Raw genomic sequence first — 26,120 nt, forward strand, 5'->3', positions numbered from 1 at the left:
TTAATTAAGCGAGGAAGCGGATGACCTGGCTCTTCTCAACAATTTCGGAGAGAGAGTTCACAGCATCGACAGCCTTGGAGAGCTTGCTATCGAGAGTCTTTTCCGTAATGACGACGATGGACACCTTGCCCGGGTCGTTCACGTTCTTCTGGATAATCGTTTCGATAGAGATGTTATTGTCAGCAAGGATCTTCGTAATCTTGGCGAGCACACCGCAAGCGTCACGGGACGTGAAGCGGAGGTAGTAGCGGGCGCTAGTTTCGGAGATAGGAACGAGCGTTGCAGAGTTTTCGACGTTGAACCAGCCCATCGGGAGTGCCTTGCGGCTGCCCTGGTCGGTAGAACGGGCGAGGGACACGAGGTCAGCCACGACTGCAGATGCGGTCGGGAGGCGGCCAGCACCGGCACCGGTCTGAACCGTTTCGCCGAGGTTGTCGCACTTGAGGTAAACAGCGTTGATGACGCCGTTCACGTTAGAAAGCAAGTTCGTGTTCGGGACGAAGCACGGATGGACACGGGCGTCCACGCGGTCGCCGTCACGGTGGTAGATACCAAGGAGCTTCACGCAGCAGCCAAGTTCCTTGGCAAATGCGATATCCTGGGCGGTAATCTTAGAAATACCGGTGACGTGGATCTTTTCGAAGTCCACGCGCTTGCCACTGCAAAGGCTAGCGAGGAGGGCGGTCTTGTGGGCGGAGTCGATACCTTCAATATCGAAAGTCGGGTCTGCTTCGGCAAAGCCGAGCTTCTGGGCATCCTTCAGGACGACGTCAAAGTCGAGACCTTCTTCGGCCATGCGGCTCAAGATGTAGTTGCAAGTACCATTAATGATGCAGCTCAGGCTTTCGACCGTAGAGCCAACGAAGCCTTCCTGGACGCTGCGGATGATAGGAATGCCACCGCCAACAGCAGCTTCGAACAAGACATGCAAGCCCTTCTTTGCGGCGAGCGGGAAAATTTCGTGACCATACTTGGCGAGGAGAGCCTTGTTAGCCGTCACCACGTGCTTGCCGCTTTCGAGAGCAGCGAGGATCCACTTGCGCGGCATGTTGTAGCCACCGGCGAGTTCCACGAGCACGTCGATATCGTCGCCAGCAATCATTTCGTCGGCATTGGTCGAGACCTTGTAGCCCTTAGCCTTGTACGGGGCCACTTCTTCTTCGGACTTAGCGCAGATGCATGCAAGCTGCAGTTCAACGCCAAGCTTTTCCTTATATTCGGCAATCTTCTGTTCAAGAATCTGAATGACACCACCACCAACGGTACCCGTGCCAATTAAACCAATACGCAACATATAGCGTCTCCATTTTAAATTTTACGCGCTATAATGTAGAAAAATCATTTCAATGTTTTCAACAGGGAATCCAGACGGTGGGTCATTTGCTCAGCACCAGCTCGACAGAGGTGGTCATCATCGTAGTTCATGCCATTGAGATAATCGTGTTCCCCCATCTTATGCTGGTCAAAGAAGGTGAAATTGTCGTATTTCTGGGTCAGCGCGTTTAAACGTTCAATGATTTCTGGAGCATCGCTATTGCGTAGCCCGTACTTTCCATAAGCATCAACATTCTTGTAATTGGGATTTAGCGGCATTTCTACACCGACCACCTTAATACCTTTTGCCTTTGCCAACAGGATAATTTCAGTCAAGTACCCCAAGGTCTCTTCAAGGCGCACTCGCCCCGTATCAAGCCACGCTACATCCCTTTCGGCGTAAACAGACGACCTCCAGTTGCTACATCCGCTTAAAGGCATATAACCCCGCTCGGTCAGGTTGGCCGAATACGAGGAGACCTTAGGAACATTCTGCGTGTGCTCCAACAAACCTTCGGGAACGCCCGACTTCCAGAAATCGTGATTGGCATCGTAAACATACCCCTTGATTTCCGGACTTTTAAGATAAAAGAAACTATTTAATTTTGTGAGCCACAGCCTATCAAGTGCAATTTCTATGATAATGTACTTCAACTTTTTATAATGGGGCAACACGTAGTTTACCGCCATATAATGTGAACTGTGAAGATTGCCATGTGCACTGGCCAGGTACACCACAAAGAACTAATCACTGAACAAGGCTGGAATAACACCATGATGCGGCCTGGAAGACCCAAAAACAACGACATCGGCCTGATCCATATAGGTCCAGACAAGTTCCATCTTGTAACTCCAATGCGCTTCCTGGAATTCATTGTTCTTCACATAAAATCCTGCGCTATCCTCATCCAGCACAAACTTTTCAACCAGATTTTCCGAAGAACTACTAGAACTTTTTTCGTCATTGCGAGAACTCGAAGAGTTCAAAGCAGTCCCTTCACTGCTGCTTGATTTTACGCTACTAGAACTCGATTTCGCGGAACTGCTGGAAACTTTTCCTGAGCTGTTTGATTTTCTGGAGCTACTGGAAACATCACCTGAACTGCTCGACACCTCGGAACGACCGATAGACACACTAGAACTAGAAAGCGCCTTCGTTTTCCCCTGGATCCAGAGGCACGGATGCCATAATTCTTCACCTTCAACAAGACTTGTAACAGAACTATCCGCCAAGTGGACAAGGACAATTTTCGTGTGAGCGCCATCTATATTCGTAAGAGTGGCCACAAGGTTCTGGTTTACAAACCCCGTAGCCCATTCGGAATGGTCAAATACAAAACCCGCAGGCGCCCTCACGCCTTGAACTAGCTTGCCAGAGCTGTCCGCAACAAGTAGATACTCGTGGACTCTGTATTTTTCGTGAACAAAAGCCTTGCCTGTTTCACCTCCAAAATCAAGAAAAGCCGTACGCTTACTATAATCCCTCGCAAGCGATACGTTGCACACTTGCTCCTTATTGTACCAGGTTTTCTCTTTTTTATGGACGCGAGCACGGAGAACCTTCGCCCCTGTAACCGCAAGCGACTCATCTTCACTGATTCCGCCATGGAACGAACCGTCGAACAGCTTTACCGGCTTTCCGAACTTTCCTTTTGCAAAGGGCACTTGCCATGTACTTGCACTTTTGAAGTTCTTATCGTTTGAATTATCGCCTGCTTTGGTCACGTAGGTAATAACCGTATCGCCATTAGCCAGTACGCTCCAGCGAGGAATAGCCGCACTTTTGACATCAAGTTTTACAAGATCGGACCCCTTTGAATCCAAGTTTCGAACATAAAGCCGGGAAGTCCGATCAACACCTTCGATACCCGTACAGAAAGCCACTTTTTTCCCATCCGGAGAAATATCGGGATGATAAGCCGGAATCGTATCCTCAATTTCCACGACATCGTTTTCTTTTGTATAATCTATATAGGTGAGATTGCCAGTAGCCTCGTTTTTGAAGACAAGCTTGACCTTAGAAGTCTTTGTGTAATCCCAAAGCTTCAGCGCCGATGAAACTTTTCTGACAGGTGATTTTTACTTGTACCCAATACAATGGTATCCTTGGAACCCTCGACAAGCAACATTTGCCTCTGCATGACCGAATACGGAATATCCTCACCTGGAGAACTCCCCCCTTCCGAATGACACCCCAAAAAAGATGCCGCAAAAAAAAGCATCCCCAAAAGCCTAATTTTCATTTTCTACCTTCTATGAAATAATCTAATAAAAAATTTTCAATTTGAAAACATTGATTTACAACGCCTAAAAAAGCACTCTTATTGAAAGCAATCCCCATTTTTATATATTTAGGCACATGGAACAGGAAACCGTCAATCCCGCAATTGGTTCGATTCTTAACGAACAGAAGTTAAAGAACATTGTGTATCCAGCCAAGCTCTTCAAAGCTAGGCTGAACGAAGAATTTTTGCGCGCGAACCGCACCCGAAAACCTTTCCTTTTCATCAAGATTTATTCACACCAGTTCGATGTTCTCGGCTGGGGCCGTCCTTCGAAAATTGTCGAAAATACCTGGAAAATCAGCGTCCTCACGATGTTTTCGCATCTGCGCTTTATCGACGTCCTCGGTTACTTGAGCGACAACAGCGGTATCGGCATTATCCTCCTGAACTCCGACATGAGTACGCTCGAAAGCATCCGCAAGGAAATCCTCCATAAGCTAAACGATGCAGGGCTTATCCAGGCGCTCCGCCACAAGCCAAAGGCCCCTATTTTCCAGGCTTACCTTTACACCGGCTATCAGGAAAAGGACAACCTCGAAATGGACGACAAGCTGAAGGAATTCAACAGCACGAACGGAAGCTTCTTCACACTCAACAGATTAAACCTTTCAGACATCTGGGTCCACCCGCACAAGATCCGTTTTAGGCACATCATCAAGAGGATCGTAGACATCACCTGCACTTCCGCAGCACTGATTGTGCTCTCCCCGCTCCTTTTGTTCTGCGCACTCGCCGTAAAAATCAGCGATCCTAAGGGTCCGATCATCTTCAAGCAGACACGAGTCGGCAAAAACGGTACACTGTTTACAATGTACAAGTTCCGTAGCATGTACGCCGATGCAGAAGAACGCAAAAAAGAACTCATGGCCATGAACGAAACAGGCGGCAAGACCTTCAAGATGAAGAACGACCCGCGTATTTATCCGTTTGGCCATATTCTCCGCAAGTTCAGTCTCGACGAACTGCCGCAGCTCATCAATATCCTTAAAGGCGATATGTCCATTGTCGGACCGCGCCCGCCAATTCCCTCCGAAGTGGCCGAATACGAACCGTGGCACCGCATGCGTCTCTCCGTGACACCGGGCCTCACCTGCATCTGGCAGGTCAGCGGTCGCAGCAACATCCCGTTCGAAGGGCAGATGCGTCTCGACAACGACTATATCCGCCGCGACGGCAAGCTCGGGGACGACTTCAAGCTCATCCTCAAGACATTCAAGGTCGTGTTCAAAGGCGACGGGGCGTATTAATTCGGAATTAGGAATTAGGAATTAGGAATTTTTTCAGATTCCTTAGTGAAATGCTCCATTCAGACTCGTCATGCTGAGTTCGAAAAACGAAGCATCCAGTTACTTCTAGTAAATAATTTTACTGGATCCTGATCCTTACGTGGTCAGGATCACATTTCGTCTAAATCCTAAGCTTTAAAATTCTTGAAACTCCTTGCTACTTTTAGTATCTTTCTCTCCCGGTGTATGGTATATCTTGGTGTGATATAAGGAGCGTTTATGAAAAAAATCATTACCACGGCATTGCTCGCTTCAAGTGCATTCGCCGCAACAATTTCAGTTGACCCAGCCACTACGGCTCAAAAGGTGGTCGGATTTGGCGCCGGTGCCGCCTATTACCAGAGCTGGATTACAGCAATGAGTTCTTCATTGCAAAAGGACTTCTACGACACAGCATTTACAGGACTCAACCTTTCGCTGCTCCGCATCGGCAACTGGAAACAGGAAGACACAACAAGCATTGCAGCCGATGCAGCCATAGTCAAAGCCGGCAAGCAACGCCTCGGCAACCACCTCAAAATCGAAATGTCCAGCTGGTCAGCACCAGGCCGTCTCAAGCCAAGTGGCAGTGTGAACGGTTCGGACGGTCATTCCAAGAGCGACAAATCGCTCAAGACCTCAAGCAACGACCCTTATGGCAAGTACGTCTATAGCGAATTTGCCCACTGGTGGAAGACCTCCTTGCAGTCCTATGAACAGATGGGAATCATCCCGGACTACATCAGCCTCCAAAACGAACCCGATATGGAAGCGACGTACGAAGAAACTCTGTTCGAACCCACCGAAACAAGTGAAATCGCAGGTTACAAGCAGGCCCTCCAGGCTGTGCGCGATTCCGTGAGTTCGCTCGCCAATCCGCCGAAAATTCTCGGACCAGAACCGCTTGGCATTGGCTACAACAACTTTGAAAAATACGCAAAGGCTCTCGACAACAACAATCTCGACGGCTACGCCTACCACCTGTACCATGCAGGCGATGGCAACGACAATTCCGGCACGAACTACCTGAATCCGGAAAACTTCCGCAAAGCGATGACCGCCATCGGCAAGAACTATGGCAGCGATGCAAAGCCAATCATCATGACGGAATTCTGCACGATGGAAAGTGCCGTACGCGAACAGGACATGCTCGGCCTTGCACACATCATGCAGGTCGGCTTTACAAGCGGCAAGCTCAACGCCTACATCGCCTGGGAACTTTTCTGGGGCGAACAAAACGGCCAGCTCATCGGCGTATGCCCGGGCAATGGCTGGAGCAGCTGTACCGAAGCAAAGCTCTACATCAACCCCGAATACCACGCCATGCGCCACTACTCCAAGTTCGTAAACCCGGGTTGGCGCGTCGTTAGCACAACAAGCGACGGAAGCGACCTCTACGCTGTAGCCTTCCGTAGTGCCGACTGCGACTCCATCTCTGTTATCGCCATCAACAAGGGTACCGCACAGAACTTGAACATTTCTGTCAATGGCTACACTCCGGTATCTGCAGTCCAGTCCGTTGAAAGCGGCGACAAGAGCAAGGCCATTACCGCAGGAACCATCATCGACGCCCCGGCAAAGTCCATTACGACGATCGTGTTCACAACGAGCAACACTGCTGCGCTCCAGTGCGAAGACTCCCCCATTGAAGACCCTTACATCGATCCTTCAAAGCAAATCGGTGATTCTCTCGTCATTGTCAACTATGCAAACGAATCTTCCGCCACAGGCTGGACAAGCGACAAGACCCTCGACGCCGTCACATTTGAAACAACGGCTCTCGATGGCGTTTCCAAGTACGTGAAGGTTCCGCTCGCCAATTGTGCTCAGGATGACTGTGGCTACCAACATGCTCTCTTTACAATCCCAGATGCAGCAGCCGTAAAGGATCCGCTGACCAAGTGCAAAGAACTTGTATTCACCATGCGCAGCATCGATACTGAAGACGCTTCCGTAAATATCGGCGGCGCAGGCGGCAGCACATGGCAAAACTACCAGTACGGCAACACAGCCCCCGCTGGTTCTTGGGCCGAAGTTTCTGTCCCGCTTGACAACGAAATTGACTCTACAGGCGCCCCGTTTGGTTCAACCCAGCTTTCGTTCAACAGCGACAATGCAGGCATTTACATTGCAAAGATTGTCGCAAAAGGCTGCGGAACATCTTCTATCAAGAACATCAGAACAAACTTTGCTGACAGAAGCAACGGCGAAGCCATGATTTTCGACCTGAACGGAAACCTTGTATGGAAGGGACTCAAGAGCGAAGCCCTTAATGACAACGGAACTATCAAGCCGAAACTTCATCAAGGCGCCTACATTTTGAAGACTAAATACAACGCACAGCGCGTCGTGAAGAACTAAAGACATAGCACAGAATTATTCATCTTAAATCCTTTGATTTTATTGTTATGCAGTTGGCAGACCGCATTTCAATAGTAATCAAAGGATTTATTGTTTTCAGCACCGCCCAAAGACTTCTTTAGAACCACCGGCCTAGCCGGTGTTTTTTTATACAAAAAGGCACCTGGAGGAGAGCCAGGTGCCTTGGAGCTGTATTATGTGATATTTATTTTATTTGTTGCAGCAAAGCTAGATCGCACCCTTGACGCAACGGATTGTATATGCATAGGCCTTGTTGGAAGTTTCAACAGAGCTATTATCATTGTCTACGATAACCAAGCCCCAAGCCTGTTCATCCGAATCAGCAGCATCGCTAGACCAGAAGTTAGCTTCAGTACCCATGGACTTCTTTTCGCTGATATTATAGTATCCCAAGAAGTCAACATTGAAGTTAAGAACCTTTTCAGTATTATCAAGGTCTGCAAAGCCACCCTCGGCCACATCGTTAGCAAAATCGCTAAGATCTTCGAGTTCAGCCTTAGTCGGCAATCTCCAGCCAGCCGGGCATGCACCCACAACCTTGTCTTTATCCTTAAGGCTAGTTTCATCAAGAACAACGTCACTTCTCATATCGCCGATACCCATTGCAGAGTTCCAGGTATAGTAGCGACCTTCAGCAGCCTCGAAGTTTTCAAAGGGGTCGTCCTCGTAATGCAGCACACCGCCTTTAACATCAAGAGAAGTACTTAAAGTATCGCCCGTTTCTTTGTCAATTTCATACACCTTCTTCGGCAACTTATATTTGAAGGCAAGGTTTTCAGTAAACCAGGTCACCCCGTTAATTTCCTTAAACGCATAGAGATGATTGTCACGAATATCGCAGAACTTCTTTTCTGGATTATAGGCAACCCCACCGCACAATTCAGGATCGGATTCAACACCACAGGTGGTCTTCAGCCCTTCAAGAGCTTCGTAGAACGATGCCAACTGTTCCGATGTAAAATCGTCGAGTTTTTCCCCAATCAAGCCGCCAAAGAAGCTTGAGCTAGAAGAAGCTGCTTCGACATCTTCCTCTTCTTCTTCAGGGAATAGACTTTTACCGATTTTATTATATGCAGTTTCAAGTTTTTCATCATCGGCATACTTACAGTAGTCCTTGATAGAGTCCGTTACACCATCATGCTTCTTGTCGCAGTACTGGTTCATGGAGAACTCCTCACCACCGCACTTTTTCGTAATGATGCCTGCCAAGCAGAATTCATCCGCCTTAGTTGCACGATTGGCGACCACTTCATAGCTTCCATCTTTTTTCAACTTAACTTCAGAACACAATGGGGCAACAACATTATCATTGCAGTATTCTCTATTCACAACGAAGGTCTTGCCATCGCACTTGTCATAGAGCTTGCCAAGGACGCAGAACTGTTCGGCAGGATCATAGGAATCGTCACCGCACATGGCCTTGTAAATGGTTACTGCAGATGCATCACCGCACTTCACCTCAATCTTGCCATTAGCCTTTTCCGTGCTAGTGCAGCTTGTACCCTCAGTACCGTTCCACACGGTTCCGACAGCTTCATCGCCGCAATACAGCGTGAAACCGGTCTTATCACCCAATTTCGCAGGTGTAGCAGAGCAGCCTGTACCAGTTTCACCATTCCAGACAGTACCGACAACTTCACCGTCGCATGTCACGACGATACCTTCTCGGCCATTCTTAGAAGTGGTTGAAGCCGTGCAGCTCTTACCATCAAGGAGGGTTGCTTCCTGATTACCGCACTTGACGACGGCACCTAAATCAGAACGATTTACCGTACAGGATTCACCAGCCTTGCCGTTAAGCAACGAACCAACAGACTTGTCGCCGCAATACACGTCGAAACCAGTTTTGTCTGAACGTTCCTTGGTGGTACAGCTTGAACCGGTTTTACCATCCTTACCAGTGGCACCATCTTTACCGTTTTTCAAGACGCCTACAGAGTCCCCTGCGCAAAGCACCTTATAACCGGAACCATTTTTCAGGGCCTTAACTTCGCAGCTTGTACCGTTTTTACCATCGGCACCATTTTTACCATTAAGACCGTTTACACCGTTGACGCCGTCTTCACCAGAACAAGCGGCGAGTCCAAGCATGAGAGCGGCACAGCCCGCAACTCCAAGGATTTTGTTTTGCATAATATGCTCCCTTGTTAATTTTCTCCAATCTTTGTGAATCATCTTCACAACACAAATCTTACATATTTTTTACAAAAAGTGCAAACAAAAACTTACAAAAAGCTATTCCTACTTGGAATAAGCTTTCAAAATTACGTATATTTTCTTACGAAAATACTATTTGATTTAAAAGCAAACTTTTATGAATTTTTGGCGAATTTTGAGTGATTTCGCCATTTTTGATTTTTAGCAATTTAAGACAAGAGAGCAGAAAAGAAATTCAGAAAACTTATAGTAAATTTTAGTTTACATTCGTGTTTTTCATGTTTTTTCTGTTTTTTTCGAGAAATAACTAGATCCTTTGGGCTTTTAGTCCTCAGGATGACGAGATAAAAAAGTCCCGCGGTCGAATCAACGATCGCGGGAATCATAAATTGTTAGTTTGTATTAACTAAGCCCAGTTTTCAGCCTTGAGTTCGCGGCCCCAGATTTCCTTGACCACGTCTTCGACCTTGCGGTTTTCGAACAACATCTGATAAACGGCTTCGACGATCGGCATTTCTACGCCGAGCTTCTTGGCGAGAGCGCGAGTGCTGCGGCAAGTCGGCACACCTTCGGCAATCATCTTCATGCCAGCAAGCACCTGGTCGAGCGTTTCGCCCTTACCAATGTGTTCGCCCACGTAACGGTTACGGCTGTGCTGGGAAAGGCAAGTCACGATGAGGTCGCCCATACCGGCAAGTCCCGCAAACGTTTCGGGCTTTGCACCAAGAGCCTTGCCCAAGCGGCACATTTCGGCCTGGCCACGCGTGAGGATTGCAGCGCGGGTATTGTCACCGATCTTGAACTTGCCGCTCGCTTCGAGGCCATAAAGCACACCGGAAGCAATTGCAATCACGTTCTTCACGGAACCGCAGAGTTCCACACCAACGATGTCAGTCGAAGTATAGACGCGGAGATAAGAGCAGCTCATGGCCTTCTGCACAATCTTTGCAGAGTCTTCGTTCACGCAAGCAGCAACAATGGCTGTGAGCACGTGGCGGCTCACTTCTTCAGCGTGAGACGGACCGCTAAAGGCGACCATCTTATCTTCGGTAAGCCAAGGCACCTTTTCGAGGATGACTTCGCTCATGAGCTGGTCCGTGCCTTCGAGAATGCCCTTTGTCGCACAGACGACAATCGGTTCTTTGCCCTTTGCAGGGGTCCAGGAGCCAAGATTTGCGGCAACGCCAGCCATAAACTGCGACGGAACAACGATAAGAACCATGTCACAGCCTTCAAGGGCCGCATGCATGTCAGTCGTGTACTTAAAATCAGCCGGGAAAATAACGCCAGGGAGCTTATCCTTGTACTGGTGTTCGGTGGAGAGAAGGTCTACTTCTGCTTGGGAATTGGTCCAAAAAGTGAGTTCGTTCTTGTTTTCGTAAACAACTTGACCGAGGGTAAGGCCCCAGCCACCGGTACCTAAAACTGTAACTTTCATAATATCGTTTCCTTATTAAAAGCTATGAGCACGGTCGCCTACGGCTCCCTTTGAGGTTTGAGCACGCAACGCTTTGGGCTTTTAATGCGACCTTTTCGCTATAATCTATATAATTCTGCAAGAAGAGGCTAATCAAGGCTTAAAAAACGCCTTCGGAACCGTGTAAGGCGACCCCGGAATAAATCCGGGGTGACGAGCGCGAAGGTTTCTCTTCCTACCGCCTACTTCCTACTGTCTACTTCTTACGCTTACTGCCGAAGCCGTTCTCGGTGCCGTTGAGGAGGCGCTTGATGTTCGACTTGTGCTTCACGATGACGAACACGGCGACAATCACAGCGAGAATCATCTGGCCAAGGTTGATGCTTTCGAAGTAGTATTCCGGGCAAACATAGCCAAACACGGAAAGTGCACCGAGAAGCCCGCACCCGAAGATGCTACCGACAGAGACGTATTTCGTAGTGACCGTGAGGATAATCCAGAGGGCAAATGCGCAAAGGACTGTCAAGGGAGAAATTGCAAGGAACACGCCAAGTGCGGCGAGTACGCCCTTACCACCGCGGAAACCAGCAAAGCAGGTGAAGCTGTGGCCGAGAATCACGAGGAGGCCAGCAACGAGCGGCACCCAAGCGCTATAATCGGCACCGCCAGCAGCAACCTGTGCTTCGCACATTTTCTGGGCGATAAACGGTCCAAAAAAGCCCTTCAAAAGGTCCATGAACACGACCGGGAGAGCAGGCTTCCAGCCGAGCACACGGAATGTATTCGTGAGGCCCGCATTCTTGGAGCCGTAATCACGAATATCAAAATTCTTACCTTTCGCGAGTTTTGCGATCCATATGGCGCTGGGGATCGACCCCAGCAAGTACGCTATTGGAAGACTCAGTAAACTGTTCAAGTTCTTCATCCTTTCTGAGGGTTAACTTTCTATCGAAATTCAGGCGGAGCGGAGCGCCCTGCAACTGGAATTCATCATAAAACTTTTTGAGCAAGTAGCGCTTGTACGATTCGTCGACAAGTTCCGGCGTACGGGTTTCGATGTCGATGACCGGCGGTTCCACCATGATCTGGCAGGCGCGGGTAAGCATGACGACACGGCCGTTGTGGCTCGGAGGAGCCTTCTCTTGCAAAAAGTTTGCAAAGCTTTCGGCAACGCGGTCACGGCCAAGCACACGGCGGCAGTTGGCATAGACGGTCTGGATAGCCTGAATCACACGGCCAACGCGCTGGCCTTCCTTGGCGCTGATCGAGAGAATCGGAACAAATTCAAGCATCGGTTCGCGTTCGAGAAGTTCCTTGACCATGTGGTCAAACGACTTGTCGTTCTTGTTCGGGAGGATGTCCCACTTGTTCAGCACGACAACGAGGCCCTTGCCTGCCTTGCGGATTTCCGTGATGATGCGGTAGTCCTGGATTTCCATGCCGCGTGTGCAATCGACAACGAGCACAGAGAGGTCTGAACGGCGGATGCTTTCGAGCGTACGCATGTTGCTGAAGACTTCCACTTCGTCTTCGACGCGAGCCTTTTTGCGAAGGCCTGCGGTATCGGTAACCACGAACTTTTGTCCGTCAACGACAAAGTCACAGTCGATGGAATCACGGGTCGTACCCGGGATGTCGGAGACCACAGCGCGGTCTTCGTTCAACAGGCGGTTGAGGAGCGTACTCTTGCCTGCGTTCGGGCGGCCGAGAATGGCAAAACGCACCGGGCGTTCTTCGCGGCGTTCGCCACGCACTGGAGTCGGGAGCACGGAGACCACTTCGTCCAAGAGCGAGAGGCAAGCGTAGCCGGTCAAGGCACTGACTGTACGCGGCTGGCCAAAGCCGAGCTTGAGGAATTCGTAGCTTTCCTGACGGTCGCCCTGCAATTCGCTCTTGTTTGCGACGAGGATGACCTTCTTGTCGAGCTTGCGGATGAGGCGAGCAAACTGCTGGTCGAGCTTGGTAATGCCCACGCGGATATCGACCATGAAGAGCACGAGGTCGGCTTCGTTCACGGCGTTGAAAATCTGGGTGCGGACGCTGTCCGCCAAGACGTCGATAGAATCATCGGGCAAGAATCCACCCGTATCGACGACTGTAAATTCGTGACCCTTGTAAATCGCATTCTGGTAATGACGGTCGCGAGTAACACCATCGCGGTCGCTCACCACAGCGGCACGGCGGCCAAGAATGCGGTTGAAGAGGGAGGACTTTCCGACGTTCGGACGTCCAATTATGCAAACGATAGGTAATTTCATTGGGCACAAATATAGAAATTATGTCTAGGGGGTGTTTAGACGAGAGAACGCCGCTATGCGGCTACAGACGAAAGACGAAAGCTTTCAAAATCATTGCAATAAAGAAGGAGATGCCCGCTCGGAGGCGGGCATGACAAGTTCTAGCGGGAATGGCACTTCCTACTGTCTACTAACCTCTGTTAATTTCTTATTGCATAATTTTTTATCTAGAATAATATATCTTTGTACTGTATTATTTAGAGTTTTTCCCCACAGGTGGGAAGGACATACGAGGTTACTTTGGCTTCCATAAACGGAAAGACGGAAACTCTTTGCATTTTTGGGCATCCGGTTGCTCACAGCAAATCGCCCGCTATGCACAATGCCCTTTTTGACGCCCTTGGCATCAATGCGGCTTATCTCCCCTACGCACCCGAACCGGAAAATTTCGCCCAGGCGATTCAAGGCTTCAAGGCGATGAAGTTCCACGGTGCAAACGTCACCATCCCCTATAAGACGGAATTCTTCAATGCAGACGGAACGGCCCGCCTGGTGGATGAACTTTCGGAAATTTCGAAGTTCACCGGCAGCGTGAACACGCTATACTGGAAAGACGGGATTATCGGCGGAACGCTTTGCGGAACGACGACGGACCCATACGGTTGCGTACGAAATCTCGAAGAGAATGAGGTCGATCCATCGAACAAAAAAATTGCACTGCTCGGAAACGGCGGGGCCGCAAAGGCTATTGCCTACACGCTCGTCGAGCAGCACAACGAACTCACAATTGTATGCCGTAGCCGCGACAAGGGTGAAGCTCTCGCAGATGGGTTAAATCAGGTTTTCACCAACAAGGCTCCCAAAGTAGAAGTCGCCATTTTCGCCGAATTTGCAGGTATTTCTGCAAACTTCGACATTATCATCAATGCGACTTCAGTCGGCATGAGCCCAAACATCGACGCATCCCCCATTACAGATGAATGTCTGCACAAAGGTCAGGTCGTCTGCGACATCGTCTACACGCCACCACACACCAAGCTATTGCAGATGGCAGAAGCTAAGGGCTGCAAGATCGTGACGGGCGAAGGCATGCTCGTACACCAGGGCCTCGAAAGCTTTAAAAAGTGGTTCCCGAAGGAAACCGAAAACAAAACAAACGAAGAACTTACTGCGATTATGCGCAAAGGAATGCAGGGCTAAAATGAAAAAGCATCTATACTTTACCGGATTCATGGCCAGCGGCAAGAGCCGCACGGGTCGCGCCCTTGCAGACCGCCTCGGACGCCCGTTTGTCGATACAGACAACGTCATAGTAGAACGTGCCGGCAAGTCCATCAACGAAATTTTCGAACAAGAAGGCGAAGCCGCTTTCCGCAAGATGGAACGCGACGTAATTGCCGAAATTGCACAATGCGAAAAGCCGCTCGTCGTTTCTCTTGGCGGTGGAGCACTCACGCAGGCCGAAAACTTGAAAGTCATCCGCGAAAACGGAACGATCATCCGCCTGTGGGCAAAACCCGAAGTACTTTCGGAACGCATCGGCCGCAAGAACACTCGCCCGCTCCTTGCGAACCTCTCGGACGAAGAACGCCTCGAAAAGATCAAGCAGATGCTGAAAGACCGCGAAAAGAATTACGCCAATGCGGACTTTAGCGTCGAAAGCTCGAATGACTATTCCGAAACGCACGTCACGGAGCGCATCATGCACATGCTCAAGTTCTGGGAAAGCCACGCACTTGACGTGCACCCAAGCGAAGGCGGCCGCTACCCGATTTTCATCGGCAAGAACATCGTGCCGGATGCAGCAATTATGCTTGAAGGCTTGCGCCTTGCACCGACATACGAATTCTTGATTTGCACGGACACGACAATTGCCAAGGAACAGAACACGAAGCTTTCGGAACTCCGCGGCCAGGCAGGCCGTTGCCCGATTTTCAAGTTCCAGGCAGGAGAAGGCCACAAGACGCTCCACAACTTGAACCAGCTTTACAGCTTTATGCTGCACCGCGGTTACACCCGCAAGAGCTGCCTTTTGCAGTTTAGCGGTGGCGTCGTAGGTGACATGGCTGGCTTTGGAGCCGCCACCTACCAGCGCGGCATTCCGTTTGTGCAGTTCCCGACAACGCTTCTGTCGATGGTCGACAGTTCCGTTGGCGGCAAGGTCGCCGTGAACCATGCCGAAGGCAAGAACATGATTGGCGCATTCTACCAGCCGAAAGCGGTTGTCTGCGACATTTCAGTGCTAAACACACTCCCCCCAACCGAATACCTTGCGGGTCTTGCCGAAATTGTCAAGTACGGCGTCATTTACGATGAAGAGTTCTTCACCTACCTTGAAAACAACGTCGAAAAGATCAAGGCTCATGACTTTGACGTGCTGAAGCACATGATTTTCCGCAGCTGCCAAATCAAGGCCGAAGTGGTCGGCATCGACGAAAAGGAAGCAGGTCTCCGCGCCATCCTCAATTACGGCCACACGTTCGGGCATGCGATTGAAAAGCTCACGCACTACGAGCTTTACAGCCACGGTATCGCCGTTTCCTTGGGCATGCGAGTGGCCGCTCGCGCCGCAGTGCTTCTCGGAAAGCTCACGAAAGAAGACGAACAGCGTCAAAACAAGCTGCTCGACGATCTCGGATTCCCGAAGACGTACAACACGGATGTCGAAGCGGCATGGGCTGCAATGGCAGTCGACAAGAAGGCCGAAAAGGGCACTAGAGTTTATATTTTGCCTACAAAGATTGGAAAGGTCGAAAAAGTTTGTAATATTGATAAGGGTATTATTGCAGAAGCCTGGAAAGCCATCCAGGCGAGTGAGGTTTAGATGAGCATATTGGTTACCGGGGGAACGGGATCACTTGGGTACAGTATTCTATCTAACTTAAGCGGCACCAATCACGAGCTGTACAGCTTCAGTGACGAACTTCCGCAGCCGTGGCAAAAGGTCGAAGGAGTACAGTACCTGACCGGTGATTTGCTGGACTTCAGAAATGTGCTGGAAATGATTCAGAAGGTTTCCCCGACGCACATTTACCATTTAGCAAGCCAGTCTTCTGTGGGGCTTAGCTACAAGAAGCCTTACGAAACGCTCAACATCAACTTGTTGGGTACGCAGACGCTTCTCGAAGCGGTGCGACAGGTTGTGCCGAAAGCAAAAGTCTTGCTTCTCAGCAGTAGCGAAATCTACGGCAGAACGGAACAGCAATTGACTTACTTGCACAAGGAAACAGACCCTCCTAACCCGCTCACCCCGTATGCCACATCCAAGGCATGCATGGAAATTCTCGGGAACCAGTTCCGCAACGCAAACGGACTCCATATCGTATTTGCCCGTCCGTTCCACTTTACAGGCCCGCATCACAGCCGCCGCTTTGTAATCCCTTCCATCGCTTACCAGCTGGTGAAGATAAAGTATTACGGCGCAGAGCCGGTCATTTATTCGGGAAGCCTCGATGTGAGCCGTGACGTAGTTGACGTGCGTGACGTGGCACGCGCCGCCATCCAGATTTTGAACACCGCCGAATCTGGCGAAGCGTTCAACATCTGCTGCGGAAAGTCCTATACGTTCCGCGAACTCGTGGAAATGCTCGTGGACATCTCCGGCGTGAGCGTAGACTTCAGATTTGACCCGGGTTACGACCGCTGCAACGACATTCCGCTCTTGATTGGCGACCCCACCAAGATCATGAATCTCGGCTGGAAGCCCATGATTTGCATGGAAGACTGCCTCTCGGACCTGTTCAACGAAATGGTCGTCCGCCGCCGCGTGGAACTCAAGATGGGCATGGGACGCGACCTGCGACTGTAACTTATTCCGTTTATCGGCAGTTCATTCCGCGATAACCGCCATTCAGCGAATTTCTAGAACAAGGCTGTTCCTCTGGAACAGCTTTTTTTTATTTTTTGAATATGAGATTACAAATAAAAAATATTGTTCTGGGGATTTGCACCCTGTTTGCTATTTCTGCGACCGCACATGCCGCAGAAGTTACAGGACCACAGGGTGACGACAGAGCCCTCACTGTAAGCGATTTTATGCCGCACAAGGCTCTCACCAAGGAATTCAACGAAACTTGGAGTTACCAGTTCGTGTTCGACAACGGCACTCGCGCCTTTGTGAACTATTCCGTGCTTCACGTGCCGGGTTCGGGCCGCAAAATTGGCTGCGATCTCAGCTTCTGGAACTTCAATGGTAAAACTTATTCTGTCGGTCGCCAGTACCCGCCTGAACGCCTTGTCGCAAGCAAGGAGAAGGCAACGATTGACATCAAGGGCGAATACATGCTCCAGAATAAGCCGGGCAAGGGCCACCGCGTACTTTACAGCGCCGACAAAGGCGGAAAGTTCCTCCTCGACGTGACTTTCGAAAGCGCCGTCCAAGGCATGGTTCCCGGGAACGGCACCTGGACATTCGGCAAGGAAAAGTTTGCCCAGTACATTCATATTCCTTACGGTCGCGTAACAGGCAAGATCGCCTATAACGAAGATACTTTGACAGTCAAGGGCTACGCCTACATGGACCAGACTTGGCAAACCGCACAAGCAACCGAACTTGCTTCGCGCACCATCAACTTTAGCACAAGCGACAAATCACCGATGCATGCCGGCCGCATCACGCTCACAACAGATGGGCAGATTATGGGTTACGCACTTTACAACGGTCCGCAGGGCATGAAGGTTGCCATCCCGACAAAGGTCAAGGAAGGCGGTTCCGATTACAACGGCAAGAAGTTCCCGAAGACCACGCTCTCCTTTGAATGGAAGAACGGCGTCCCAGCAATGGTGTTCCCCGTGAACAAGGTCTTGCAGAAGGCATCGCTTTTGGACAAGATTGACGGCTGGTTTGCAAAGAAGGCCATGAAGATTGCCGCAGGCGGCGAAGTGCTGTTCTACCGCGGCAGAAGCAAGAACGGTCTCGGCAAGAATATCGACTGGGCTATTACAGGGGTCAAGGACTAATGACGAAATTTAGGCCGTGCATTGACTTGCACGATGGCAAGGTAAAGCAGATCGTCGGCAGTTCACTCTCCGATAGCGGAGCGGGACTCAAGACAAATTTTGAAACAGACAGGTCATCCGCATGGTTCGCCGAACTCTACAAAAGAGACGGCATCAAAGGCGGGCACGTGATCATGCTTGGCAAGGGAAACGAGAGCGCGGCAAAGGACGCGCTTTCGGCGTATCCAGGGGGCATGCAAGTTGGTGGTGGCATCAACGCCCAGAACGCTAAGGAATATATTGACGCGGGCGCATCGCACGTGATTGTGACGAGCTGGATATTCCCGGAAGGAAAACTCGACCGTTCGCGCTTGGAAGAACTCGTGAATGCAGTCGGCAAGGAGCATTTGGTTCTGGACCTGAGCTGCAAACGCACGGGCATCGTCGATGGCAAACCGCAATGGAAAATTGCGACAAACCGCTGGCAGACGATTATCGATATTGAAATTACAAAGGAGACGCTCGAAGACCTCGCCCAGTACTGCGATGAATTTTTGATTCACGCAGCAGATGTCGAAGGCAAGCAGCAGGGCATGGACGACGAACTCATTTTCTTCCTTGCAAAAAACAGCCCGATTCCTGTAACATACGCCGGTGGCGCCAAGTCGCTTGAAGACTTGATTCATTGCAAAGAAATTTCGAACGGCAAGGTAAACCTTACCATTGGTAGTGCATTAGACTTGTTCGGTGGCAAAGGAGTGAAGTATGACGACTGCGTCAAGTTCAACAAAGCTCAAGGCTAGCGACAAGCTCGATTCACGCCCGGCTATTTTTGGACGCAAGGTCACAAGCACCTTCCGCAAGATGTTCTCATTTGACCACAGGCCGCCCGGAAATATCCGCACTTGCTGGATTCCGCCGCTTGTTGCCCTCACCCCGATTTTGAACTTGCCGAAGCTCTTGAAATTGCGTTTTTATTTGAAAAAAGAACGCAAGAAAAGAGACCCAGACGACGTGCGCATTCTGTTCTATTCGGACAATCTGGATGAGACGAACGGCATTGCAAACAACCTGAGAAACGTAATCCCATACATGCGCACTCACGGCATGAAAGCTTACCTCGCCGGAAGTGCGTTCAACACGCGCCCGTGCGGAGTCGTGGAAAACAGCTATTGCATTTTGTTGCCGCGCTTGTTCAGCATGGAACAGCTCGGCTACGCCAACAGCGAACTTGCGCTTCCGCGCGTTTCGCCGGCACTGCGATTGCTCAAGCGCTACCCCATCGACATGATCGAGCTTGAAACGCCGAGCCCTGGCGCATGGGTCATCTGCCTTTGCGGATGGCTTGCCGGCATCAAGGTCTTTAGCCATTACCGCACCGATGTTCCCACTTACGCAAAGACGCTTGTAAAGGCGAAGTGGATGCACACATACGTACTTTGGCTCATGCGCATTTTCTACTGGATGGCGCGACCGGTCATTAGCCCGTGCGATGACTATGCAAATATTTTGCAAAAGGACTTGAAGGTCCCGGCAAACCAGGTGCAGATTCTCCCCCGTGGACTTCCGCTAGAGCGTTTTTCGCCATCACTGCGCGGAAACGGAGCGTGGGAAAAATTCGGTAGCGAACGCGCCAATAGACCCGTGCGATTTGCGTTTATCGGTAGAATTTCCAAAGAAAAGAATCTGGAATTTTTGAATTCCGTGTGGAGCAAGTTCTCGGCCAAGCACGACGATGTGGAACTCATGTACGTGGGCTACGGCTGGTATCTTGAAGAAATCAAGAAGCAGTTCAAGGACAACCCGAGCGTTTGCTTTGCAGGCGAACAGGGCGGCGAGATGCTCGCAAGCCTTTATGCGAATGCGGACTTCTTCTTGTTCCCGAGCACGACGGACACATTCGGAAACGTTGTCGTAGAAGCGATGTCCACAGGTACACCCGCGATCGTAAGCAATTACGGTGGCCCGCACGACATTGTGCAGGACGACAGCTGCGGACGCATTTTGCCGATTGACGAAGCAAAATGGATGGATACGCTCGAAGAATGCCGAACCATCAAGCTCGAAAAACCGGAAGTTTACGAACAGATGCGCATTGACAGCCACAAGCGCAGCGAACGCTACACGCTTGCAAGCTCGACCAAGACGCAGTTCGAATTCTTTAGGAAGCTCAAGCGGGAAACGTACGGGATTTAGTTAGACGAGAGAACGGCGCAAAGCGCCTACAGACGAGAGACGAAAGACAAACAACTAATGACTCCAGATTCGTTGAAACGTTTGCGCGAGTGGTTCAGGGCGAATGCGGCGGAATTGCCGTGGAGACCTGCGGACTTAGATGCTATGCGCGATCCGTATGCCGTATGGATTAGCGAGACGATGTTGCAGCAGACGCAGGTTTCGACAGTCAAAGATTATTTTACGCGATGGATGAAACGCTTCCCGGATGTGGAAACGCTCGCCAAGGCCGAAGAAGCCGAAGTGTTCAATTACTGGCAAGGGCTTGGGTATTACAGCCGCGCCAGGAACATTTTAAAGACAGCGAAAATTGTATGCGAGGCGGATTGTATGGATCCCCTTCGCTCCGCTTCGAGGAAGACATCAAATGGCGATGTTCGGTCGAGACTGACAAAAATATGCAAGATGCCGGAGACGCGCAAGGAACTGGAAGCACTGCCAGGAATCGGAGCGTACACGGCAGGGGCAATTTTAAGCCTCGCCTACCATCAACGAGAAGCGATTTTGGACGGGAATCTGGTCAGGATTTTTAGTCGATTGTACGAACTTGATTTTTTGCCGACTGATAAAAGAGCTACAACAGATTGCCACGCCTCCTTGCAGGAGGCTCGCCATGACGTGAGCGCAAGCGAGATTTATTGGGAATATGCGCGGGATGTGGCTGATTCTCCGAAAGCGTACATGCACAACGAAGCGCTGATGGAGCTTGGACGAACGGTCTGCAAGACGAAATCACCGCTTTGCGAAACATGCCCGCTCCATAAAGAATGCCGTGCGTTTCTGAATGGCCGTACCGCAGAGTTTCCCCCTACAAAGAAACGCACCGAAAAAAGCTGGCACGGAACAGTGCTTGTAGTCGAAAGCACGGACAACAAGATTCTTGCAGTGAATGGCGGGCAAAAATTCCTGGACAAGCAGCTTGCACTCCCGCATTTTGAAAGTTCTCGCCATGCGACCGCTGGACTCCCAGCCCAAGCGGAAGATTACATTAACGCCGATGAAGTCAAATCCGTTGAGCACTGCGGAACATTTCGCCATAGCATCACGGTGCATAAAATCGAATGCGATGTGCTGCACGTGCGACTTTCCAAAAAAGCAAATGTCGCGCAATTGCCAAAGCAAATTACAAATAGCGACAAGCAATCCGCATTTGAATGGATAGAAAAAGCGAAAGCCCTTGAGACTTTCGCGAATAGCTTTAGCTTAAAAGCGTTAAAGAAGGTGCTCTAGAACGCCTTTTTAGCCGTGCAAAAGAAGCGCACTCGGCTATATTCACCGTTTGGAGCCTCCACCACTTCCTTGCCAAGAGCTTGGATAATGGTTCCAGTCAGAGAAATGCCCCACTTCGGGAACCTTTGCTCAAAAGTAGCATCCCAGAACCAGTCACCCTTTACTATGTATGGATCCTTGTAACGCAGGTTCCATTCGGCATCACTTCGATAGCGCAAGGAATGGGATATACGGAAAGATTTTTTGATGATCCAGTCGGCATTAAACGAAACAAAGAATTCTGACGGATTCACTTCAAAGCGTTTTTCATCTCCATCAATGCGTTCAAAGCCTGTAAGCGCCGTAAAGTTAAACAATTCCCCATACCGGAGCTTTAACCAAAATTCACCCGTAACGCCCTTGATCCAGGAATTGATGCGGTCAACATCGCCATGACGGAACGTGTAGATTTTATCCTTAACAAATTTTTCTGTTTTAAAAGTTTCGGCACCATATTCAGCCCAGAAACTGCCACGAGCACCAAAGACAAGAAAATTCGTTAGTGAATCTTCAAAGCGAACGTAACCTTGCATTAAATTCATACGGCCATCTGCAGCAAGCGAAATCGTATCGTCATCAAAATACTCATACGTATCAGCAATTGGATTCAGACGAGTTCCTGCAATATTTTTAGCGCCAATAGAAACATTTAACCGTTCAAAAGCAGGGATCTGGTATTCAATACTATCCTGAATAAGCCAATCCCTATTATTCACGCCAAACATTGCATCGAATCGGAGTTCATTCGTAGGGCGAATACTCATTTCAAGGAAAGGCCACAAGACGCGATCTTCATCAAGCCCTGTATAGACTGTACCTTCATCGCCAACAAAGCGGAAAGCAAGCCCCGCAGAAAGCTGGAGCATCCCGCGTTTGCAATTTTCACCACAGCTATAAACTATGGAACCATTTACTTCTTTACGTTCGCCAGTTTCCTTTTTTCGTTTATCCTGATAGTTTGCGTTTTCAAAAACTAATGTCGTAGAAAAATTCCAGAAATCCGCACGGGCTTCGATTCGAGGCGAATACTCCACCGGAATCCATCTCGAACTTTCGGAAAAGATCCATACATATTCCTTTCCCGCAAGAATAGATGCATTTATAAAATCGTTAGTAAATCCAAGTCCGCCATAAGCAGAACTGAACATCGGCCAGTTTTCACCAAAGAACGAGAATTTGCTATCAACTAAATTTTTCCGGTAGGAATAAGATGACGAATAACAGTAATGGTCATCCTGGAACAAGCGAAATGTTGCCCAGAATCCGCGATATTCAGGAGATCTAGCCCCCACTTCCAGGATTGGAGTTCTATTCACAGGACGTTCACTTGGATCCGTGATAAAGTCCTGATAAATCAAATCGCCCAATTCATTTCCCGTTTTCATCCACACCGAAGGAGTTTCAATGGGATCCCAGCTAGGCAGCACAGACAAACGATTAAAAAGCTGACGATAGCGCAACTTACGCGGCGTCCACAATTCGCTTTCGGAATGGATACCGCCAGCGCCCAAAGCACGATCAAAATAGAATGTCGGAGAAGCGATCAAGAAAGTACCGTCGTCACGGGAGACAACGTCCATACCTTCCATTTCGGCATCAACAGAAGCAAAGGCAAAACTTGCAGAAATTGCCAAAGCAGAAACAAATTTTTTGACAAAGGAGTTCATTACCAAATACTCCTTTCGAGAGTTACTCCCGCAGACAACATATTAGAGCGTTTAGGAAGAGTCCAAAGCTGTTCCCAAGCCACATGGAAGCCAACACTGAACTTTTCACGTTTGATTACAGGCAAGCTAATTCTTGCATACCAGCCAAATTCGGTTTCGTTATCCGTCAATGTTCCACCATAAGCTGAATAAAGGTGTTCTTCAGCATCGGCTCGAGTCCAGGAACATGTAAAGCCGGCACCCAGCGCAACGGGTTGAATGAGAGGCCATTTCCACTCTAGACCAACGCGTCCCATAAACTGGTGAACGCCATCATAATAAATGTCGGTCATCGGCTTGAAATATGTGTACTGGAACATAACGATTCCATCTACATTTTCCCAGTAAGTGTAGCGAACGCCAACGCCACCATACAAAGCGTTTTCGACAGCATCCATCAGGTCTCCCATCGGGTAGATTTCGCCACCTTCAAGGAAAACGGACAAATGTGAGAACGAGATATCGTTTGCAACCGCCGCAGAGTCGTTTCTAAACGCTAGCGGATCTTCAGCATGCAAAAGCGATACCAGGCTTATAGCTAGAATCGTAATGAGTTTTTTCATTTTTTGTATTCCAAAGCTTGTGCGAAAAAGCCGTCGAGGCGGGAATCCTTGAGGCCCGGCAAGACAGGCTCGCCAACTTTTACGAATTCGGGATGAGCCTTAACGAATCGGGCGATGACGCGCGTCGTTTCCGTCGGGTCGGGGCTGCATGTGGCATACACGAGGCGCCCGCCAGGAGCAAGTGCTGTCGATGCATTTTCGAGAATCCTGAATTGCAATTCAGCAACTTCGTTGATGGATTCCGGAGTCATGCGATAGACGGATTCCGGACGGCGAGCGATCACGCCCATATTGCTGCAGGGAACGTCCAAGAGGATACGGTCGAAACGCAATTCAGAATTCGGAGTTCGGAATGAAGAATTTGATGCAGAACGAGATGTTGTTGCCATTCGGGATTCTGCGGAATCTTGGGCTGGGGCGAGGTCGATGACTTCGGTCTTGATGTTTGTAAGGCCGAGGCGGTTCATCAGGTCCCGCATTTTTTCGAGGCGCGAGGCGGACGAATCGCTCGCGAGGATTTCGAGCGAGCTATCCATTTCTGCCATGAGAGCGGTCTTGCCGCCGGGGGCGGCGCAAGCGTCCCAGACTTTCAAACCAGGCTTCAAGTCAAGAAGTTTCACGACCTCATATGCAGAAGGATTCTGGAACGAGAATTCACCCTTCACAAATTCAGGAAGCGCAAGCAGGAGCTTCACGCCTACGTCGCGCGGGATTTCAATAAAGCGGTCGTAGAGAATCGAGGCGCCCGTAATGCCGATTTTTTCGGCAAGCACCGGAGCGCTCGTCTTTTGCAAGTTCACGCGGATCCATTCGGTCGGGCGCTCCAGTGTCGCCTTCGCCAAGGCTTCGGCGCGGTCGCCTCCGTACACGTCAAACCAACGACGCACAAGCCATTCGGGCACAGAATTCTCGACGCTTACGCGGCGAACGCGCTGCGGTGGAAGCGCAGGCTCGCCTTGACGGCGAGCAGTGCGAAGCACCGCGTTCACAAGCCGTGCAGTACTCTCGCCAAGATTTGCAGACTTCGCAAGTTCCACGCTATCGTTGATGGCTGCGTAATCCGGCACGTCCATGAAGAACATCTGGAAGAGGCCCATTTCAAGAATCACGCGAGCTTCAAGCGATGGCAATTTTTTCGTGAGCGACTTGACGAAATATTCGAGATACAAGTGTCTGCGGCAAACGCCTAGTGCAAGTTCCATCGCAAATGGAGAAAGTCCACTTTCCTTGATGAACGAGCCATCTTTTTGCCAAAGCAAAAGGACTCGAAAGGCTTCTTCACGTTCCGTTAGCAAAATTGAAGTCCCTCGCGCTTTTGAATGCCACGCATAAAGTCAGCCACAGGCATCGGCTTTTTGCCTTCAGCCTGAATTTCAATCACTTCGAGAGCGCCTTCGCCAGTGCCGACAAAGAGTCGATTATCCTTGAATTCGACAACGCCTGGAGCAAGCTTCGGACCGTTTTCGGGAGTGTCCGTCTGGCGCAAGTACACCATGCGGCCACCGAGCTTTCCATATCCACCCGGCCACGGATTGAACGCACGGATGCGATCGTGAATCGTACGTGCCGGCAAATTGAAGTCGATCAAACCTTCTTCTTTCTTGATTTTCGGAGCGCCACTTGCCTGAGCGTGGTCTTGCGACAAATCCTTTTCGCAACCGTTCTTGAGCTGGTTCAAGGCATCGTCCAAGGCATCGCAACCCGGAGCGACCATCTTGTCGAGCAAGCTTGCGGTCGTATCCTGATGGTCAATCACAACCGTGCGCTGTGCAAGAATAGGACCGTGGTCCATCTTTTCGTCCAGGCGGAAAACGGTCACGCCTGTTTCCTTGAGGCCATCGGCAATGGCTCGTTGCACCGGAGCGGCACCGCGGTACTTCGGCAATAAACTTCCGTGAACGTTCACGGCACCAAACTTCGTGATGCCCAAAATGTTCTTGGGCAAGATGGAATACGCCACAACGACATAGAGGTCGGCATCGTACTTGCGGAGGTCCGCTTCGAATTCAGGAGACTTCAAGTCCGTCGGCTGCAAGACCGGCAAATTGTGCTTGAGCGCAGCCTCTTTCACAGGCGGCGGCGTGAGCACACGGCCACGGCCTGCCGGGCGATCGGGCTGTGTGACAACAGCTAAAACTTCGTTATCGGAAGCAACGAGGTGCTCCAAGAATTGAGCCGCAAACGCGGGCGTTCCCATAAATACAATTTTCATACCGCAAAATATAGCTATTGAGAGGAGTTATGAGTTTTGAGTTACTAGTTACTAGTAATATTTAAATACGAAAAACACTAGTAACTACTAACTATTAACTAGTAACTTCAATATACCAATCAAGTTTCAAAAAGCTATCT

The 26,120-nt window shown here is 49.9% G+C and carries 18 protein-coding genes and 1 pseudogene; 9 read left to right on the forward strand and 10 right to left on the reverse strand.

Annotated features, from left to right (window positions below; genetic code table 11):
- Nucleotides 1-4: 4 nt before the first annotated feature.
- Together ACJMM9_RS17985 and ACJMM9_RS17990 are read right to left on the reverse strand one after the other, a co-directional pair.
- Nucleotides 5-1,294, reverse strand: a complete 1,290-nt coding sequence (locus ACJMM9_RS17985; RefSeq protein ID WP_073423289.1) for a homoserine dehydrogenase — start codon at nucleotides 1,292-1,294, stop codon at nucleotides 5-7.
- A gap of 44 nt (nucleotides 1,295-1,338) precedes the next feature.
- A pseudogene (locus ACJMM9_RS17990) lies at nucleotides 1,339-3,390 on the reverse strand (TIGR02171 family lipoprotein); the annotation flags it as partial.
- A gap of 283 nt (nucleotides 3,391-3,673) precedes the next feature.
- Here ACJMM9_RS17990 and ACJMM9_RS17995 point away from each other — a divergent pair.
- Nucleotides 3,674-4,846 carry a sugar transferase gene (locus tag ACJMM9_RS17995; protein WP_088639174.1) on the forward strand — a complete coding sequence of 391 codons (1,173 nt, stop codon included), beginning with the start codon at nucleotides 3,674-3,676 and terminating at the stop codon, nucleotides 4,844-4,846.
- A gap of 258 nt (nucleotides 4,847-5,104) precedes the next feature.
- Nucleotides 5,105-7,225 (forward strand): glycosyl hydrolase, encoded by a 2,121-nt coding sequence (locus ACJMM9_RS18000; RefSeq protein WP_405330144.1) that lies wholly within the window; start codon nucleotides 5,105-5,107, stop codon nucleotides 7,223-7,225.
- A gap of 228 nt (nucleotides 7,226-7,453) precedes the next feature.
- Here the strand turns inward: ACJMM9_RS18000 and ACJMM9_RS18005 are convergent, their stop codons facing one another.
- From ACJMM9_RS18005 to der, 4 genes are all read right to left on the reverse strand, one after another.
- The gene (locus ACJMM9_RS18005; RefSeq protein WP_405330147.1) at nucleotides 7,454-9,379 is read right to left on the reverse strand and encodes an FISUMP domain-containing protein; all 1,926 of its coding nucleotides are present in this window, start codon (nucleotides 9,377-9,379) and stop codon (nucleotides 7,454-7,456) included.
- A 430-nt stretch (nucleotides 9,380-9,809) separates the two neighbouring features.
- Complete coding sequence (locus tag ACJMM9_RS18010) at nucleotides 9,810-10,841, reverse strand: NAD(P)H-dependent glycerol-3-phosphate dehydrogenase (RefSeq protein ID WP_088630681.1); 1,032 nt, start codon at nucleotides 10,839-10,841, stop codon at nucleotides 9,810-9,812.
- A 235-nt stretch (nucleotides 10,842-11,076) separates the two neighbouring features.
- Nucleotides 11,077-11,703, reverse strand: coding sequence for a glycerol-3-phosphate 1-O-acyltransferase PlsY (gene plsY / locus ACJMM9_RS18015; protein ID WP_405330151.1), 627 nt, complete (start codon nucleotides 11,701-11,703; stop codon nucleotides 11,077-11,079).
- Nucleotides 11,651-13,078 carry a ribosome biogenesis GTPase Der gene (gene der / locus ACJMM9_RS18020; protein ID WP_085490876.1) on the reverse strand — a complete coding sequence of 476 codons (1,428 nt, stop codon included), beginning with the start codon at nucleotides 13,076-13,078 and terminating at the stop codon, nucleotides 11,651-11,653. Before der ends, plsY begins: the two co-directional genes overlap by 53 nt.
- Before the next feature lie 279 nt (nucleotides 13,079-13,357).
- Here der and aroE point away from each other — a divergent pair, with 279 nt between their 5' ends.
- The 7 genes from aroE to ACJMM9_RS18055 all read left to right on the forward strand — a co-directional run bounded on the left by aroE (nucleotide 13,358) and on the right by ACJMM9_RS18055 (nucleotide 21,460).
- A complete protein-coding gene (gene aroE, locus ACJMM9_RS18025; protein WP_405330154.1) occupies nucleotides 13,358-14,257 on the forward strand; it encodes a shikimate dehydrogenase in 900 nt (299 codons plus the stop codon).
- A gap of 1 nt (nucleotide 14,258) precedes the next feature.
- Nucleotides 14,259-15,881 carry a 3-dehydroquinate synthase gene (aroB, locus tag ACJMM9_RS18030; RefSeq protein WP_405330156.1) on the forward strand — a complete coding sequence of 541 codons (1,623 nt, stop codon included), beginning with the start codon at nucleotides 14,259-14,261 and terminating at the stop codon, nucleotides 15,879-15,881.
- Entirely contained in the window at nucleotides 15,882-16,865 is a 984-nt protein-coding gene (locus ACJMM9_RS18035) for a GDP-mannose 4,6-dehydratase (protein WP_014546883.1), read from the forward strand. It abuts the gene before it with no gap.
- Between the two features lie 101 nt (nucleotides 16,866-16,966).
- Nucleotides 16,967-18,016, forward strand: a complete 1,050-nt coding sequence (locus tag ACJMM9_RS18040; RefSeq protein WP_405330160.1) for a hypothetical protein — start codon at nucleotides 16,967-16,969, stop codon at nucleotides 18,014-18,016.
- Nucleotides 18,016-18,798, forward strand: a complete 783-nt coding sequence (gene hisA, locus ACJMM9_RS18045) for a phosphoribosylformimino-5-aminoimidazole carboxamide ribotide isomerase (protein WP_405330163.1) — start codon at nucleotides 18,016-18,018, stop codon at nucleotides 18,796-18,798. The genes ACJMM9_RS18040 and hisA overlap by 1 nt, the downstream gene beginning before the upstream one ends.
- Nucleotides 18,761-20,191: a glycosyltransferase gene (locus ACJMM9_RS18050; RefSeq protein ID WP_405330166.1), complete on the forward strand. Its 1,431-nt coding sequence runs from the start codon at nucleotides 18,761-18,763 to the stop codon at nucleotides 20,189-20,191. Before hisA ends, ACJMM9_RS18050 begins: the two co-directional genes overlap by 38 nt.
- A gap of 57 nt (nucleotides 20,192-20,248) precedes the next feature.
- A complete protein-coding gene (locus ACJMM9_RS18055; protein WP_405330169.1) occupies nucleotides 20,249-21,460 on the forward strand; it encodes an A/G-specific adenine glycosylase in 1,212 nt (403 codons plus the stop codon).
- On the opposite strand, the gene ACJMM9_RS18060 is transcribed toward ACJMM9_RS18055, so the two are convergent.
- The 4 genes from ACJMM9_RS18060 to fmt are packed head-to-tail and all read right to left on the reverse strand — an operon-like array spanning nucleotide 21,457 to nucleotide 25,980.
- Nucleotides 21,457-23,166 (reverse strand): hypothetical protein, encoded by a 1,710-nt coding sequence (locus tag ACJMM9_RS18060; RefSeq protein WP_405330172.1) that lies wholly within the window; start codon nucleotides 23,164-23,166, stop codon nucleotides 21,457-21,459. The genes ACJMM9_RS18055 and ACJMM9_RS18060 overlap by 4 nt on opposite strands.
- Nucleotides 23,166-23,768 (reverse strand): hypothetical protein, encoded by a 603-nt coding sequence (locus ACJMM9_RS18065; protein ID WP_405330175.1) that lies wholly within the window; start codon nucleotides 23,766-23,768, stop codon nucleotides 23,166-23,168. Before ACJMM9_RS18065 ends, ACJMM9_RS18060 begins: the two co-directional genes overlap by 1 nt.
- A complete protein-coding gene (locus ACJMM9_RS18070) occupies nucleotides 23,765-25,063 on the reverse strand; it encodes a transcription antitermination factor NusB (RefSeq protein ID WP_405330178.1) in 1,299 nt (432 codons plus the stop codon). The genes ACJMM9_RS18065 and ACJMM9_RS18070 overlap by 4 nt, the downstream gene beginning before the upstream one ends.
- The gene (gene fmt, locus ACJMM9_RS18075; protein WP_405330181.1) at nucleotides 25,057-25,980 is read right to left on the reverse strand and encodes a methionyl-tRNA formyltransferase; all 924 of its coding nucleotides are present in this window, start codon (nucleotides 25,978-25,980) and stop codon (nucleotides 25,057-25,059) included. The genes ACJMM9_RS18070 and fmt overlap by 7 nt, the downstream gene beginning before the upstream one ends.
- Between the last annotated feature and the right edge of the window lie 140 nt (nucleotides 25,981-26,120).

The organism is Fibrobacter sp. (genome assembly GCF_045112255.1).
Taxonomy (GTDB): domain Bacteria; phylum Fibrobacterota; class Fibrobacteria; order Fibrobacterales; family Fibrobacteraceae; genus Fibrobacter.

Coding starts and splice junctions, on each gene's coding strand:
- hisA (WP_405330163.1), top strand. CDS start 18,016: ATGACGAAATTTAGGCCGTGCATTGACTTGCACGATGGCAAGGTAAAG.
- ACJMM9_RS18055 (WP_405330169.1), top strand. CDS start 20,249: ATGACTCCAGATTCGTTGAAACGTTTGCGCGAGTGGTTCAGGGCGAAT.
- ACJMM9_RS17985 (WP_073423289.1), bottom strand. CDS start 1,294: ATGTTGCGTATTGGTTTAATTGGCACGGGTACCGTTGGTGGTGGTGTC.
- ACJMM9_RS18010 (WP_088630681.1), bottom strand. CDS start 10,841: ATGAAAGTTACAGTTTTAGGTACCGGTGGCTGGGGCCTTACCCTCGGT.
- ACJMM9_RS18040 (WP_405330160.1), top strand. CDS start 16,967: ATGAGATTACAAATAAAAAATATTGTTCTGGGGATTTGCACCCTGTTT.
- ACJMM9_RS18065 (WP_405330175.1), bottom strand. CDS start 23,768: ATGAAAAAACTCATTACGATTCTAGCTATAAGCCTGGTATCGCTTTTG.
- ACJMM9_RS18000 (WP_405330144.1), top strand. CDS start 5,105: ATGAAAAAAATCATTACCACGGCATTGCTCGCTTCAAGTGCATTCGCC.
- ACJMM9_RS18060 (WP_405330172.1), bottom strand. CDS start 23,166: ATGAACTCCTTTGTCAAAAAATTTGTTTCTGCTTTGGCAATTTCTGCA.
- ACJMM9_RS18005 (WP_405330147.1), bottom strand. CDS start 9,379: ATGCAAAACAAAATCCTTGGAGTTGCGGGCTGTGCCGCTCTCATGCTT.
- ACJMM9_RS18035 (WP_014546883.1), top strand. CDS start 15,882: ATGAGCATATTGGTTACCGGGGGAACGGGATCACTTGGGTACAGTATT.
- ACJMM9_RS18050 (WP_405330166.1), top strand. CDS start 18,761: ATGACGACTGCGTCAAGTTCAACAAAGCTCAAGGCTAGCGACAAGCTC.
- aroB (WP_405330156.1), top strand. CDS start 14,259: ATGAAAAAGCATCTATACTTTACCGGATTCATGGCCAGCGGCAAGAGC.
- ACJMM9_RS17995 (WP_088639174.1), top strand. CDS start 3,674: ATGGAACAGGAAACCGTCAATCCCGCAATTGGTTCGATTCTTAACGAA.
- fmt (WP_405330181.1), bottom strand. CDS start 25,980: ATGAAAATTGTATTTATGGGAACGCCCGCGTTTGCGGCTCAATTCTTG.
- der (WP_085490876.1), bottom strand. CDS start 13,078: ATGAAATTACCTATCGTTTGCATAATTGGACGTCCGAACGTCGGAAAG.